The organism is Caulobacter sp. Root343 (assembly GCF_001425745.1).
In the GTDB taxonomy this organism is placed as follows: Bacteria; Pseudomonadota; Alphaproteobacteria; order Caulobacterales; family Caulobacteraceae; genus Caulobacter.
In genome coordinates, this window is the sequence record NZ_LMDF01000012.1 from 146,593 (window position 1) to 159,643 (window position 13,051).

General features: G+C 66.4%; 13 protein-coding genes. 3 read left to right on the forward strand and 10 right to left on the reverse strand.

Features of this window, described 5'->3' with window-relative positions; translation table 11 throughout:
• The first annotated feature begins 48 nt into the window (after positions 1-48).
• Positions 49-339: a hypothetical protein gene (locus ASC70_RS24060; RefSeq protein ID WP_056055676.1), complete on the forward strand. Its 291-nt coding sequence runs from the start codon at positions 49-51 to the stop codon at positions 337-339.
• 7 nt (positions 340-346) lie between these two features.
• Here the strand turns inward: ASC70_RS24060 and ASC70_RS24065 are convergent, their stop codons facing one another.
• From ASC70_RS24065 to ASC70_RS24095, 7 genes are all read right to left on the reverse strand, one after another.
• Positions 347-988 carry a hypothetical protein gene (locus ASC70_RS24065; RefSeq protein WP_056055679.1) on the reverse strand — a complete coding sequence of 214 codons (642 nt, stop codon included), beginning with the start codon at positions 986-988 and terminating at the stop codon, positions 347-349.
• Positions 989-1,120: 132 nt separating this feature from the next.
• Positions 1,121-3,319, reverse strand: coding sequence for a 3-hydroxyacyl-CoA dehydrogenase NAD-binding domain-containing protein (locus ASC70_RS24070; protein ID WP_056055682.1), 2,199 nt, complete (start codon positions 3,317-3,319; stop codon positions 1,121-1,123).
• Between the two features lie 20 nt (positions 3,320-3,339).
• Positions 3,340-4,545 carry an acetyl-CoA C-acetyltransferase gene (locus ASC70_RS24075; RefSeq protein ID WP_056055685.1) on the reverse strand — a complete coding sequence of 402 codons (1,206 nt, stop codon included), beginning with the start codon at positions 4,543-4,545 and terminating at the stop codon, positions 3,340-3,342.
• 67 nt (positions 4,546-4,612) lie between these two features.
• Positions 4,613-4,996 (reverse strand): hypothetical protein, encoded by a 384-nt coding sequence (locus ASC70_RS24080; protein ID WP_056055687.1) that lies wholly within the window; start codon positions 4,994-4,996, stop codon positions 4,613-4,615.
• Entirely contained in the window at positions 4,993-6,156 is a 1,164-nt protein-coding gene (locus tag ASC70_RS24085) for an acyl-CoA dehydrogenase family protein (RefSeq protein WP_056055690.1), read from the reverse strand. Before ASC70_RS24085 ends, ASC70_RS24080 begins: the two co-directional genes overlap by 4 nt.
• A gap of 2 nt (positions 6,157-6,158) precedes the next feature.
• Positions 6,159-7,952 carry an acyl-CoA dehydrogenase C-terminal domain-containing protein gene (locus tag ASC70_RS24090; RefSeq protein WP_056055691.1) on the reverse strand — a complete coding sequence of 598 codons (1,794 nt, stop codon included), beginning with the start codon at positions 7,950-7,952 and terminating at the stop codon, positions 6,159-6,161.
• A 90-nt stretch (positions 7,953-8,042) separates the two neighbouring features.
• Positions 8,043-8,522: a MerR family DNA-binding transcriptional regulator gene (locus ASC70_RS24095; protein ID WP_047413719.1), complete on the reverse strand. Its 480-nt coding sequence runs from the start codon at positions 8,520-8,522 to the stop codon at positions 8,043-8,045.
• Positions 8,523-8,719: 197 nt separating this feature from the next.
• Between ASC70_RS24095 and ASC70_RS24100 the strand changes: the two genes are divergently transcribed.
• On the forward strand, positions 8,720-9,364 hold the full coding sequence (locus ASC70_RS24100; RefSeq protein WP_056055694.1) for a helix-turn-helix transcriptional regulator: 645 nt from the start codon (positions 8,720-8,722) through the stop codon (positions 9,362-9,364).
• Positions 9,365-9,381: 17 nt separating this feature from the next.
• Here the strand turns inward: ASC70_RS24100 and ASC70_RS24105 are convergent, their stop codons facing one another.
• Together ASC70_RS24105 and ASC70_RS24110 are read right to left on the reverse strand one after the other, a co-directional pair.
• Positions 9,382-9,591, reverse strand: a complete 210-nt coding sequence (locus tag ASC70_RS24105; protein WP_047413717.1) for a hypothetical protein — start codon at positions 9,589-9,591, stop codon at positions 9,382-9,384.
• Positions 9,592-9,816: 225 nt separating this feature from the next.
• Positions 9,817-11,475 (reverse strand): lysine--tRNA ligase, encoded by a 1,659-nt coding sequence (locus ASC70_RS24110; protein ID WP_056055697.1) that lies wholly within the window; start codon positions 11,473-11,475, stop codon positions 9,817-9,819.
• Positions 11,476-11,674: 199 nt separating this feature from the next.
• On the opposite strand from ASC70_RS24110, the gene ASC70_RS24115 reads away from it, so the two are divergent.
• A complete protein-coding gene (locus ASC70_RS24115) occupies positions 11,675-12,097 on the forward strand; it encodes a helix-turn-helix domain-containing protein (protein ID WP_047413715.1) in 423 nt (140 codons plus the stop codon).
• Positions 12,098-12,104: 7 nt separating this feature from the next.
• Here ASC70_RS24115 and ASC70_RS24120 read toward each other — a convergent pair whose 3' ends face one another.
• Positions 12,105-12,983 (reverse strand): isoaspartyl peptidase/L-asparaginase family protein, encoded by an 879-nt coding sequence (locus ASC70_RS24120; RefSeq protein WP_056055699.1) that lies wholly within the window; start codon positions 12,981-12,983, stop codon positions 12,105-12,107.
• Positions 12,984-13,051 lie beyond the last annotated feature (68 nt).

The following is a 13,051-nucleotide window of genomic DNA, read 5'->3' on the forward strand; positions in this document are numbered from 1 at the left end:
CTGGCGCCCTGGCCTTCCGTTCTCCAAGCCTAGAGCGGGAGGCGCGGCATGGTCGACGACGAAACGGCGCTTGAGGAAGTGATGCGCTTCCTGGACGCGCCGCCGGAGCCGGGCTCGGCCGCCGACGCGCGATTCGCGGAGCGGTTGCGGCAGGTGATCGCCGCCTCGATTCCGTTGGACGAGAGCGAGGATCCGGAGGACGGGCCGACGCTTCAGCTCGACGAGGGTCTGCGCAAGCGCCTGGAGGCGGTCGCGCGGCGGCATGCCGATGGCAAATATTTCGGCGACCATCCCGACGGCATCGGCCCGACCCTGGGCATGGACGTGAGCAAGTCCTAACCCGCGCTTAGTCGTCCCAACCCTTGCGCTTCTTCTTCTTGCCCAGGGCGAAGATGCCCGGATAGGGGCCCTTGCCGACACGATAGAGGCACCAGTCGTCGTCCTTGGCGCAGTCGCCGTCGAAGGCGGCCTTCTTGTCCGGGTCGATGGCGGCGTACATCGGGGCGGTGCGCGAGCGCAGGCCGTCGGCCTCGGCGCAGGCGGCCTTCTCGGCCTTGGTCAGGGCCGCGACCTTCTCGTGCCGACAGCCCAGGCTGCCGCGCAGGCTTTCGCGGGTGGCGTCGCTCTCTTCGACCAGTTTCCGCGCGGTGAAGCCGGGCGGGGCGACGATGGCCGGTGGGCCGCTCGACTTCGCGACGGGCGAAGCCGGAACGGTGATGGGAGGCGATGACGTCGGCGGCGCACGGAGATTTCGGGGGCTCGCGACCGGAGCGGGCGCTGGCGCGGCGGCCCGTTTCGTAGGCGCATCCAGCAGCTCGGCCTCGATGACCGGCGGCTCCGCCAGTTGAGGCATCCAGTGCGCTCCAGAGACCAGGGCCAGCAGCACCACGACGTGGGCGGTCGTGGCCAGGGCCAGGATCGCCAGATCCCGCCCAAGATCGCGCCTTGGGGGCCGTCGCCAAGTTCCGCTGGCGATCGCCGTACTCATACTGCCTCCGGGGCGCCCAGCGCCGAGTTGTCGGTAGCCGGAGGATGCGGCGCAAGCGTGGCCATCTCGGATGAGAAAAGGGCCCGGCGTCGCCGCCAGGCCCTGTCCTTGTTTCGGCGGAGAAGTCGGGGCTTACGCCGCCGCCTTCTCCTTGACGCCGAAGCGGCCATAGAAGGTCTCGCCCTTCTCGGCCATCTCGCGCAGCAGGGCCGGCGGCGCGAAGCGCGTGCCGTACTGCTGGGCCAGGCGATCGCAGGTCTCGACAAAGACCTTCGCACCGAGGCCGTCGATCAGGCTGATCGGGCCGCCGGTCCAGGGCGCGAAGCCCCAGCCCAGGATGGCGCCGACATCGGCCTCGCGCGGATCGACAATGACGCCTTCCTCGAAGCAGCGGGCGGCTTCGACGGCCTGGCGGTAGAGCAAGCGCGTGCGGATCTCTTGGATGCCGGCCTGATCGACGTCGGCGATCTTGACCGGCGCCAGCTGGGCCAAGCCCGGCCACAGCGTCTTGGGGCCGTTTTCCGGATAGTCGTAGAAGCCCTTGCCGTTCTTGCGACCATAGCGGCCCTCGCCCTCGACCATCTTCTCGATGATCGTGGTGAACGGGCGCTCCTCGTACTTGTCGCCGAGGTCCTTCTTGGTCTGCTGGGCGATCTTGTAGGAGAGGTCTAGGGCGACGTCGTCGTGCATCTCCAGCGGACCACGCGGCATGCCGGTGGCGCGGCCGACATTGTCGATGATGGCCGGGGCGTAGCCGTCGGCCAGCAGCTCCATGCCCTCCTGCACGAAGGTGCCGAAGCAACGCGACGTGTAGAAGCCGCGGCTGTCGTTGACGACGATTGGGGTCTTCTTGATCTTCAGGACGTAGTCGATCGACTTGGCCAGGGCTTCCTGGCCGGTCTGTTCGCCCATGATGATCTCGACCAGGCCCATCTTGTCGACCGGCGAGAAGAAGTGGATGCCGATGAACGAGGCCGGGCGGATCGAAGCCTTGGCCAGGCCGGTGATCGGCAGGGTCGAGGTGTTGGAGCCGAAGATGGCGGTCTCGGCCAGCTGGGCCTCGGCCTTCTTGGTCACCTCGGCCTTGACGTCGCGGTTCTCGAACACGGCCTCGATGACGAGGTCGCTGCCCTTGACCTGATCGTAGTCGGCGGTCGGGTGGATCAAGGCGAGAATGGCGTTACCCTTCTCCTGGGTCAGCTTGCCGCGCGAGACGGCCTTCTTGACCAGGCTCTCGGCATAGCCCTTGCCCTTGTCGGCGGCTTCCTGCGACTGGTCGATCAGAACGGTCTCGATGCCGGCCATGGCCTGGACGTAAGCGATGCCCGCGCCCATCATGCCGGCCCCCAGGACGGCGACCTTCTTGACGTCGTAGTGCGGCACGCCGGCCGGACGGCCCGAACCCTTGCCCAGCTCCTGCAGGGACAGGAACAGGGTGCGGATCATGCCCTTGGCTTGGGGCGACATCATCGTTTTCAGGAAGTAGCGGGTCTCGATGCGGATAGCCGCGTCGAACGGCACCTGCAGGCCCTCATAGACCGCCTTCATGATGTTCAGCTGGGCGGGATAGTTGCCGTAGGTCTGCTTGCGCAGCATGGCGTTGCCCATGATGAAGACCTGGCTGCCGGTCGGGGTGTAGGGACCGCCGCCGGGCAGCTTGAAGTCCTTCTTGTCCCACGGCGCGACGGCGTCGCCCTTGGTCTTGACCCAGGTCTTGGCGGCCTCGACCTCGGTCCCGGCTGGGACGACCTCATGGACGACCTTGAAGCCCAGGGCCTCGGCCGGCTTCATCGACTTGCCTTCCAGCAGGTACGGCGCGGCGGCCATCACGCCCATCAGGCGCGGCAGGCGCTGGGTGCCGCCGGCGCCGGGCAGCAGGCCGACCTTGGCCTCCGGCAAAGCGAGCTGGATCTTCGGATTGTCGGCCACGACGCGATAGTGGCAGGCGAGCGTCATCTCGAGGCCACCGCCCATCGCCAGGCCGTTGATCGCCGCGGCGACCGGCTTGCCGCAGGTCTCCAGGGCGCGGAAGGCCTTGTTCAGCGCGAAGCCGGCGTCGAAGGCCGCCTTCAGGTCGCCGCCCCCCCCAAGGCCATTTGGGCCGCCCTCGGCCCCGCCCAGTTCGCCCAGGTCGGCGCCGGCGCAGAAGCCGGTGGTCTTGCCCGAGGTGATCACCGCGCCCTTGATGGCCGCGTCCGACTTGATGGTCTCGACCAGTTCGCCGATTTCCTTGATGACCGAAGCGGTCAGGGTGTTCATCGAACGGCCGGGCACGTCGAAGGTGACCAGGGCCACGCCGTCGGAATCGACCTCGATCTTGAAGTTTTCCATGGTGTCAGTTCCTTGAGGTCTTAGACGCGTTCGATGACCGTGGCGGTGCCCATGCCGGCGCCGACGCACAGGGTGATCAGGGCGGTTTCCTTGTTCGAGCGCTCCAGCTCGTCGAGGACGGTGCCCAGGATCATCGCGCCGGTGGCGCCCAGTGGGTGGCCCATGGCGATGGCGCCGCCGTTCACGTTCATCTTGTCATGCGGGATGTCCAGCGCCTGCATCATCCGCAGCACGACGGCGGCGAAGGCTTCGTTCAGCTCGTAGAGGTCGATGTCCTTGACCTCCATGCCGAGCCGCTTGAGCAGCTTCTCGGTGACCAGCGAGGGGCCGGTCAGCATGATCGAGGGTTCCGAGCCGATCGAGGCCGCGCCCTTGATGCGGGCGCGGGGCTTCAGGCCCAGGGCTTCGCCCATCTCCTTGGAGCCGATCAGCACGCCGGCGGCGCCGTCGACGATGCCCGAGCTGTTGCCGGCGTGGTGGACGTGGTTGACCTTCTCCACCTGCGGGTAGCGCTGGGTGACCACCGCGTCGAAGGCCATCTCGCCCATGCCGGTGAACGAGGCGTTCAGCGAGGCCAGGGTTTGCATGGTGGTCGAACCGCGCACGGTCTCGTCGTGGTCCAGGATGGTCAGGCCCAGCTGGTCCTTCACCGGCACGACCGACTTCTTGAAGCGCCCGTCGGCCCACGAGGCCGCGGCGCGCTTCTGGCTCTCGACGGCATAGGCGTCGACGTCGTCGCGACTGAAGCCGTAGAGGGTGGCGATCAGGTCGGCCGAGACGCCTTGCGGAGCGAAATAGGTCTTGAAGGCGGAGGAGGGGTCGGTCGGCCAGGCGCCGCCGTCGCTGCCCATCGGCACGCGGCTCATGCTCTCGACGCCGCCGCCGATCGCCATCTGGGCCTCGCCCGAGGCGACCTTGGCCGCGGCCATGTTCACCGCCTCCAGGCCCGAGGCGCAGAAGCGGTTGATCTGCACGCCGGCGACGCTCTCGGCGTAGTCGGCGGTCAGGACGGCGGTGCGGGCGATATCGCTGCCTTGCTCGCCGACCGGGGCCACGCAGCCCAGGACGACGTCGTCGACCTTGCTGGTGTCCAGGCCGTTGCGGTCGCGCAGGGCTTCCAGCACCTGGGTAGCCAGCGACAGGGCGGTGATCTCGTGCAGAGAGCCGTCCTTCTTGCCCTTGCCGCGCGGCGTGCGCACGGTGTCGTAGATGTAAGCGTCAGCCATGGACTGGCTCCTTCCTGCGAAGCGTTGTTCGTATTGTTGATCGGCGGCCGGGAAAGCCGGCGCGCCGTTATGGTTTCCAGTTGCCGATCGGGTACTTGCCGATGGGCTCGCACGCCAAGCCGCGGGCCGAGGCCTTGGCGCGGTAGTAGAGGCGCGAACCGAACTCGGCCGGCGGCAGCGAGCAGGCGGTGAAGCCCGAGGTCGTGACCTCCAGCTTCCACTCGGCGATCTTGGAGCGCAGCAGGGTCTGGCAGACGTCCTTCCCCGGCGGCTGCAGCGGAAGCTTGAAGGCGCCCGGTTGCAGCCGTTTTCCGACCAGCTCGCCGGAGAAGGTCAGCGTGCGCGGACCTGGAGCGGCGCGCACGCAGACCACGGCTGATCGGGCGTCTTGCGCCGGCGGCTGAGCGGCGGCGGGACCGGCCAACAGAGCGATGAGCGGAAGTAGGATCACAGCGTCCTCGCGATCAGAAGTTTCATGATCTCGTTCGTGCCGCCGTAGATGCGCTGGACGCGGCTGTCCTTGTACATGCGCGCGATCGGATACTCGTTCATGAAGCCATAGCCGCCGAACAGCTGCAGGCAGCGGTCGACGATCTTGTTCTCCAGGTCCGTGACCCAGTACTTGGCCATCGAGGCGGTGGCGGCGTCCAGCTTGCCGTCCAGGTGCTGGCCGATGCAGTGGTTGACGAAGACCTTGGCCACGGTCGCCTCGGTCTTGCATTCGGCCAGGACGAACTGGGTGTTCTGGAAGTCGATGATCGCCTTACCGAACGCCTGACGCTCCTTGACGTAGGCGATGGTCAGCTCCAGAGCCCGCTCGATCGTCGCCATGCCTTGGACGGCGATGTTCAGCCGCTCCTGCGGCAGCTGGCCCATGAGCTGGAAGAAGCCCTGGCCTTCGTCGACGCCCAGCAGGTTCTCGGTCGGGATCTTCACGTCGTTGAAGAACAGTTCCGAGGTGTCCTGGGCCTCGTGACCCAGCTTGTCGAGGTTGCGACCGCGCTCGAAGCCTTCGGTACCGTCGGTCTCGACAATCAGCAACGACACACCACGCGCCCCGAGAGTCGCATCGGTCTTGGCGACCACGATGATCAGGTTGGCCGTCTGGCCGTTGGTGATGAAGGTCTTGGAGCCGTTCAGGACGTATTGGTTGCCGGTCTTCTTGGCGGTGGTCTTGACGCCTTGCAGATCCGAACCGGCGCCCGGCTCGGTCATGGCGATGGCGCCGACCAGCTCGCCGGTGGCCAGGCGCGGCAGCCAGCGCCGCTTCTGCTCTTCCGTGCCGTAGTGGACGATGTAGGGCATGACGATGGCGTTGTGCAGGCTGGCGCCAAAGCCATCGACGCCCTTCTTGCCCAACTGGTCCATCAGCACGACCTCGTGCCGATAGTCGCCCCCGGCTCCGCCGTATTCCTCAGGCGTGGAGAGGCCAAGCAAGCCGGCCGCTCCCGCCTTGGTCCACATGTCGCGGTCGACGCAGTGGTTCTTGCGCCAGGTCGCGACGGTGGATTCAGGGGCGTGCTCGTCGAAGAACTTGCCTACCGCGTCCTCGAAGATCGCGATGTCTTCCTCGGCCATGAAGGCGGGCTTCTCGACGGCGAGCACGCTCATGATCAGAACGCCTCGGCGGGCAGGGCCATCAGGGTCGCCGAGCCGGTCTTCAGCTTCGCCAGGTGGGCCCCGGCGTCCGGCAGGATGCGCTCGATGAAATAGCGGCCGGTGGTCAGCTTGGTGGTGAAGAACGGATCGGACGAGCCGGCGGCGATCTTGGCGTTGGCCGCCTTGGCCATCAGCGCCCACATGTACGCCAGGCCAGTCAGGCCGAAGAGGTGCATGTAGTCGGTCGAGGCCGCGCCGGCGTTGTCCGGATTCTGCAGGCCGTTCTGCATCAGCCACATCGTGCCGTCCTGCAGCTGGGCCTTCACGCCTGCCAGGGCTTCGATGAAGGGCTTCAGCGCTTCGTCACCGTCGTTCTCGCCGATGAACTGGTCGATCTCCTGGAAGAAGGTCATGACCGCGCGGCCGCCCTTGGAGGCCAGCTTGCGGCCGACCAGATCCAGGGCCTGGACGCCGTTGGTGCCTTCGTAGATCAGGGCGATGCGGCAGTCGCGCATGAATTGGCTGACCGGGAAGTGCTCGGTGAAGCCGCTGCCGCCGTGCACCTGCACCGCGTTCGAACAGACCTGGAAGCCCTTGTCGGTCAGGTAGCCCTTCAGCACCGGCGTCATCAGGCCCATGTAGTCGGCCGACTTCTCGCGAACGGCCTCGTCCGGATGGACGTGCGACAGGTCGCCGTGCAGGGCGGTCCAGAACAGGAAGGCGCGACCGCCCTCGATGAAAGCCTTGCTCTCCAGCAGCATGCGACGGACGTCGGGGTGGACGATGATCGGGTCGGCCGGGCCGTCGGCGTTCTTCGGGCCAGTCAGCGAGCGGCCTTGCAGGCGATCCTTGGCGAAGGCGGCGGCGGCCTGGTAGGCGGCCTCGCCCTGGGCCACGCCCTGCATGCCGACGCCCAGGCGGGCCTCGTTCATCATGACGAACATGATCTTCAGGCCGGCGTTCTCCTCGCCGATCAGGTAGCCCTCGGCGTCGTCATACTGCATGACGCAGGTGGCGTTGCCGTGGATGCCCATCTTCTCTTCCAGGCCAACGCACTTGACGCCCTGATTGCGGTCGCCGACCGAGCCGTCTTCCTTGGGGAAGAACTTGGGCACGATGAACAGACTGATGCCCTTCACGCCGGCCGGGGCGCCTTCGATGCGGGCCAGCACCAGGTGGATGATGTTGTCCGCCATGTCGTGCTCGCCGGCCGAGATCCAGATCTTCTGGCCGGTGATGCGATAGCTGCCGTCGGCCTGCGGGACCGCCTTGGTGCGCAGCAGGCCCAGGTCCGTGCCGCAATGCGGCTCGGTCAGGTTCATGGTGCCGGTCCATTCGCCGGTGACCATCTTGGGCAGATAGGTTTGCTTCTGCTCGTCGGTCCCGCCGGTGTGGATGGCCGAATAGGCGCCGTGGGCCAGGCCCGGATACATCGAGAAGGCCATGTTGGCCGAGCTCGACATCTCGCTGAAGGCCAGGTTGACGACGTGCGGCAGGCCCTGGCCGCCATAGACGGGGTCCGAGCCGAGGCCGGTCCAGCCGCCTTCGCACAGCTGCTTGTAGGCGTCCTTGAAACCCGGCGGCGTGGTGACGACGTTGGTCGCGGGATCCAGCTTGCAGCCGGCCTTGTCGCCGACCGCGTTCAGCGGGGCCAGAACCTCGCCGGTGAACTGGGCGGCGGCCTCGAGGATCTGCTCCACGGTCTCGAACGGCGCGTCCGAGAAGCCGGGCAGGTCGCCGTGCTGATCGATGTTGAGCACGTCGCGCAGGATGAAGGCGTGATCGCGAACGGGCGGCTGATAGGTCATGAAGCGGTCCTGGTTAGGATCGGGGGGAGGAACGGATAGGCGGGCGCCGAGTAGGGCGTGTCTTGTCGGACGCCGGCGTCGTGAGCGGTCTTACTTGCCCAGCGTCGCTTCCGCGTGACCGTCGAGACGGGCGCGCAGCACTTGCTCGTAATCGGCCGCGCGGGGCAGCAGGTCGGGACGGATTTCGGCGAGACGCTTTTCGAGACGGTTGCAGGCCTCGCGCAGTTCGATCAGGGCGTTGTCGATGTCCTCGCGCTGTTGCTCGAGCGCGTTCGCGCGTTCGCGGAACTTCTTCAGCGAGCGGGCCATCTGCGCCGCGCCTTCGTCGTTCTCATCATAGAGATCGAGCAGCTCGCGGATTTCCGACAGCGACAGGCCCACGCGCTTGCCGCGCAAGATCAGCTGCAGGCGAACGCGGTCCTTATGGGAATAGACGCGGTTCAGGCCCTCACGGGCCGGATTCAGCAGGCCCTTGTCTTCATAGAAGCGCAGGGCGCGTGGCGTGGCTTTGAACTCGTTGCAGAGCTGGCGAATCGTGAAGGTCCGCTCGGGACGTCGCAGGTCGGCCATGGATGGAAACCTCCCGGAAAGAGGGCCTGGCTACTGCGGCCGGGCCGCTTTGGTTATCGGCGATCACCCTAAACCCGATATCGGTCGAGCGTCAACGCTTACGTAAACGTCAACTTCAAAGCGGTTGATAGGTTTACTTTCCTAGACCGGAAGGCGTATTTTCCTTTTCGAAGGCCGACTGCAGGAGGAGACGCCGGATGGCGACCCTTTCCCACGGCGAAATCTGGCGGGCCATCGACGCCCTGGCCGAACGTTTCGACATGACGCCCTCGGCCATGGCGCGGATGGCGGGTCTGGATCCCACGAGCTTCAATCGGTCAAAGCGCGGTTCGGCCGACCTCGACAGTCGTCCGCGGTGGCCTTCGACCGAAAGCTTGGCCAAGCTTTTGGAGGCGACCGGTGTCAATTTCTCGGAGTTCGCGGCCCTGACCGAACAGGCGCCGGTGCGGGCGGCGCGTGGACGCGGCGCGCCTCTGATCGCCCTGGCCGAAGCTGGGAAGGACGGCGTCTTCGACGAGGGGGGGATGCCCGCCGGGGCGGACTGGGATGAGGTCGCCACGCCGGATCTTGGCGAAGGCCTGTTCGCGCTGGAGGTGTCGGGCGCCGTCCTGGCGCCGATCTATCGCGACGGCGACCGCCTATTGGTCGCGCCCACGGTCGAGCCGCGCAAGGGCGACCGGGTGGTGGCGAGAACGAGCGCCGGCGAGATGCTTGTGCGGGAGCTGGGTCGCGTGACCGCACGGACGATCGAACTGGTCGCTCTTGGCGGCGCGGACGATGATCGTCTGCTGTCGCGGGACGAGGTGGCCTGGATCGCGCGGATCGTCTGGGTCAGCCAATAGGCCGACCCGATCGGCGCCTACGTGCGCGGGCAGCTGGCGTGGGTGTCGAGCAGCCAGGCGATCAGCGGGCCGGCCGCCGGATCCGAGCACGACACGTCCAGGCGATAGGACGCCCAGGTGTCATTGTGCGCGGCCTCGACATGCGCGTCGGGGAACTGCTGGACGATTCCGCCGAGCAAGGAATCGAATTCCTGGCGGTCGGTAGGGCGAAGAGTAAACGAAGCCATTGGACTAACCTTGATGACTAATCTTGGTTCTGATGGTCCGAGCTTAGACTCCGAAATGTGCGCAGACCCTTAATACGCAATTCAGACTTCGTTCATTTGCGAGGACATGGTGTCGCACGTCGCGAGGATTCATCCTCTGCGGGTAAGCGTGGCTGTAAGGCCGCCTAGCGCGGGAGCGGACGCCGGGTTGCCGCCCCACGCACGCGGCGCGGGGCGGCGGGAAGATCAGGCGAGTTTTTCTTCGATCAGCGCGATCGTCCGGTCGATGCCGAAAATCGCCGCGAACGAACCGAAGCGAGGCCCTTGGCTCTGGCCCAACAACACTTCGTACAAGGCCTGGAACCAGGCGCGCAGCGGGTCGAAACCGTGGGTCTTGCCGACCTCGAACACCTCGTTCTGGATCAGCTCGGCGTCGGCGGCGTTGGCGGGCATGGCCTTCAGCTTGGCGAGCAGCTCCAGCATCGCCGCGCGCTCCTGATCGGTAGGCGCGCGGAAGGTCTTCGTGGGCTTCACGAAGTCCTCGTAGTAGTTGATCGCATAGCCCGCCAAGCGATCCAACAATGGCTGGCTTTCCGGCGAAGCGCCCGGGATGTAGCGCGACAGGAAGCCCCAGAGGATTTCCTTGGTCGAGGCGTCGGCGGCTGAAACCAGGTTCAGCATCAGGCTGAACGACACCGGCGAGCCCTGCTCGGGCGGCTTGCCCGAATGGATATGCCAGACCGGATTGTCCAGCTGCTTGGCCGGTTCCTGACGCCCGAACGCGTCCAGTTGCTGAAGATACTCGTCCGTGGCCTTCGGAATCACGTCGAAATAGAGCTTCTTGGCCGACTTGGGGCTTTGGAACATGTAGTACGAGAGGCTCTCGGGCGCGCCGTACCGCAGCCAGTCCTCCATGGACAGGCCGTTGCCCTTGGACTTGGAGATCTTCTGGTTGTTCTCGTCCAGGAAGAGCTCGTAGTTGAAACCTTCCGGCGGAACGCCGCCCAGCGCCCTGCAGATCGCGCCCGAAGCCTTGACCGAGTCGATCAGGTCCTTGCCGGACATTTCGTAGTCGACGCCCAACGCCGTCCAGCGCATGGCCCAGTCGGGCTTCCACTGCATCTTCACGTGGCCGCCAGTGACCGGGACCTCGACCTTGGAGCCGTCCTCGTCCTCGAAGACGATCGTACCCTTCTCGACGTTGCGCTCCAGGGTCGGAACCTGCAGCACCCTGCCGGTGGTCGGGCTGACGGGCAGGAACGGCGAATAGGTCGATCGGCGCTCCTCGCCCAAGGTGGGGAGCATGACCTTCTGGATGGCGTCAAAGCGCTCCAGGGCGGTCAGCAGGGTCGCGTCGAACAGGCCGCTCTTATAGCAGTCGGTCGACGAGACGAATTCGTACTCGAAGCCGAAGCCGTCCAGAAAGGCCCGTAGGCGGGCGTTGTTGTGAGCGCCGAAGCTGTCGTGGGTGCCGAACGGATCGCGGACGACCGTCAGCGGCTTGCCCAGGTCCTCGATCAGCGGCTGCTTGTTCTCGATGTTTTCGGGAACCTTGCGCAGGCCGTCCATGTCGTCGCTGAAGGCGATCAGGCGCGTTGGGATGACGTCGTCGGTGAGCGCGCGGAACGCCGCGCGGACCATGGTCGTGCGCGCCACTTCGCCGAACGTGCCCAAGTGCGGCAGGCCGGACGGGCCATAACCGGTTTCGAAGATCACGGCCCTGGCCAAGGCAGGATAGGCTTTGACGGCCTCGTCTGTCTTGCTAGCGTCGATCAGCGTTTTGGCCGCGTCGCGATCGGCTTGATCGGACAGGCGAACGCGCAGGAGGCGGGCGATCGTGGCGCGGGCTTGCTCAAACGGCCAGGAGCGAGCATCGCGGGCGAGGGGGGAGAGGCCTTCAAACATGCGCGGGCGTATAAACGGTGTAAGGCTTGAGAGCTAGGGCGCGACGGCCATGGCGGACGCCGACCGATAGTATGACGGATGCGCGTGCTCGTTGGGATTCGGTAATACACCATGGAATGTTTCGTGGAATTTTGTAACCTTAGGACGAATTCATGCCGTTGACGGTGACGTCGATGGATCGCGAGAAGGCGAAGGCGAAGTGACCTACGAGACCACTGAGGGGCGGCGCTCCAACGCCGTCGATGCGCACGTCGGCGAACGCGTCCGCATGCGGCGCAAGTTGCTCGGCGTCAGCCAGGACCAACTGGCCGACAGCCTGGGCCTCACGTTCCAGCAGGTCCAGAAATACGAGCGCGGGGCAAACCGGATCAGCGCCAGCAAGCTGTTCCGGATCGCCGAGATCCTGAACATCGACGTCGCCTATTTCTTCGACGGCCTTCCCGATCCCATCGAGGGCGCGGAACCGGATGGCGCCGTGGCCCACATTCAGGAAGTCATGCAGGCCTTCCTGCAGACCTCGGAGGGTGTCGAACTGGCCGAGATCTTCCCCCGGGTCGCCAGCGGGCGGGTGCGGCGGCAGATCTTGGATCTGGTCCGCACCATGGCCGCCGAGCAGAAATAGCGGGCGGCTAGAACGCCTCGCTGACGATCGAGCCGTCCGGCAGCAGCGCCGCTCGCTTGAGCCCGCTCGAGGCGAACGGCATGGCGATTTCGCCGGAGCGATCCACGGCCACCAGTCCTCCATGGCCGCCCAGGTCGGCGACCTCCTGGATCGCCGCTCGCGCGGCGTCTTCCAGCCGCTCACCGCCGAAGCGGACTCGATGGGCGATCTGGGCCGCGACGGCGGTGCGGATGAAGTATTCGCCCTGGCCCGTACATGAGACCGCCGCGTGCGTGTCCGCCCAGGCGCCGGCCCCGATGATCGGACTGTCGCCGACCCGGCCGGGCCGCTTGCCGAACACGCCGGCCGTCGAGGTGGCGGCGGCCAGGCGGCCTTCGGCATCGCGCACCACGCAGCCGACTGTGCCGGTAGGCAGGGCGTCGGGCGGGTGATTGTCCTCGAAAGCGCCGGCGCGGGTGAACCACGCCTCGGGATCCTCGACCACCTCCAGGCCCTGCTCGCGAGCGAAGTCGGTGGCGCCTTGGCCGGCCAGCATCACGTGCGGTGTCCGCTCCATCACGGCACGGGCGGCGAGGATCGGGCTTTTGAAACCTTGCAGGGCGGCGACCGAGCCGGCGCGCAGGGTGGTTCCGTCCATCAGGCTGGCGTCCAGCTCGTACGCGCCGTCGGCATTGGGCGAGGCGCCTTTGCCGGCGATGTAGAGGCCGCTGGCTTCCAGCCCGACCACCGTCTCGACGGCGACGTCCAGGGCGCTCGCGCCAGCGGCCAGACGGTCGCGGGCCGTTTCGATCAGTCCGCGCATGTGCGCGATCTCGACGGCGTAGTCATGGCCGCGCTTGGCCCCGGCGCCGCCGTGCAGGGCAAGACTAAAACATTTGTTTGACATTCTTCTTCCCCGCTCGGACGCCCTGCGCTAGCGTCCGGCGCGTCATAACGAAGAACCGTGGGAGAGGC

What these genes read in the sequence shown, in the direction of transcription:
- ASC70_RS24060 (WP_056055676.1), top strand. Translation starts at nt 49, where the DNA reads ATGGTCGACGACGAAACGGCGCTTGAGGAAGTGATGCGCTTCCTGGAC.
- ASC70_RS24110 (WP_056055697.1), bottom strand. Translation starts at nt 11,475, where the DNA reads ATGTTTGAAGGCCTCTCCCCCCTCGCCCGCGATGCTCGCTCCTGGCCG.
- ASC70_RS24065 (WP_056055679.1), bottom strand. Translation starts at nt 988, where the DNA reads ATGAGTACGGCGATCGCCAGCGGAACTTGGCGACGGCCCCCAAGGCGC.
- ASC70_RS24085 (WP_056055690.1), bottom strand. Translation starts at nt 6,156, where the DNA reads ATGAGCGTGCTCGCCGTCGAGAAGCCCGCCTTCATGGCCGAGGAAGAC.
- ASC70_RS24105 (WP_047413717.1), bottom strand. Translation starts at nt 9,591, where the DNA reads ATGGCTTCGTTTACTCTTCGCCCTACCGACCGCCAGGAATTCGATTCC.
- ASC70_RS24090 (WP_056055691.1), bottom strand. Translation starts at nt 7,952, where the DNA reads ATGACCTATCAGCCGCCCGTTCGCGATCACGCCTTCATCCTGCGCGAC.
- ASC70_RS24100 (WP_056055694.1), top strand. Translation starts at nt 8,720, where the DNA reads ATGGCGACCCTTTCCCACGGCGAAATCTGGCGGGCCATCGACGCCCTG.
- ASC70_RS24075 (WP_056055685.1), bottom strand. Translation starts at nt 4,545, where the DNA reads ATGGCTGACGCTTACATCTACGACACCGTGCGCACGCCGCGCGGCAAG.
- ASC70_RS24095 (WP_047413719.1), bottom strand. Translation starts at nt 8,522, where the DNA reads ATGGCCGACCTGCGACGTCCCGAGCGGACCTTCACGATTCGCCAGCTC.
- ASC70_RS24120 (WP_056055699.1), bottom strand. Translation starts at nt 12,983, where the DNA reads ATGTCAAACAAATGTTTTAGTCTTGCCCTGCACGGCGGCGCCGGGGCC.
- ASC70_RS24070 (WP_056055682.1), bottom strand. Translation starts at nt 3,319, where the DNA reads ATGGAAAACTTCAAGATCGAGGTCGATTCCGACGGCGTGGCCCTGGTC.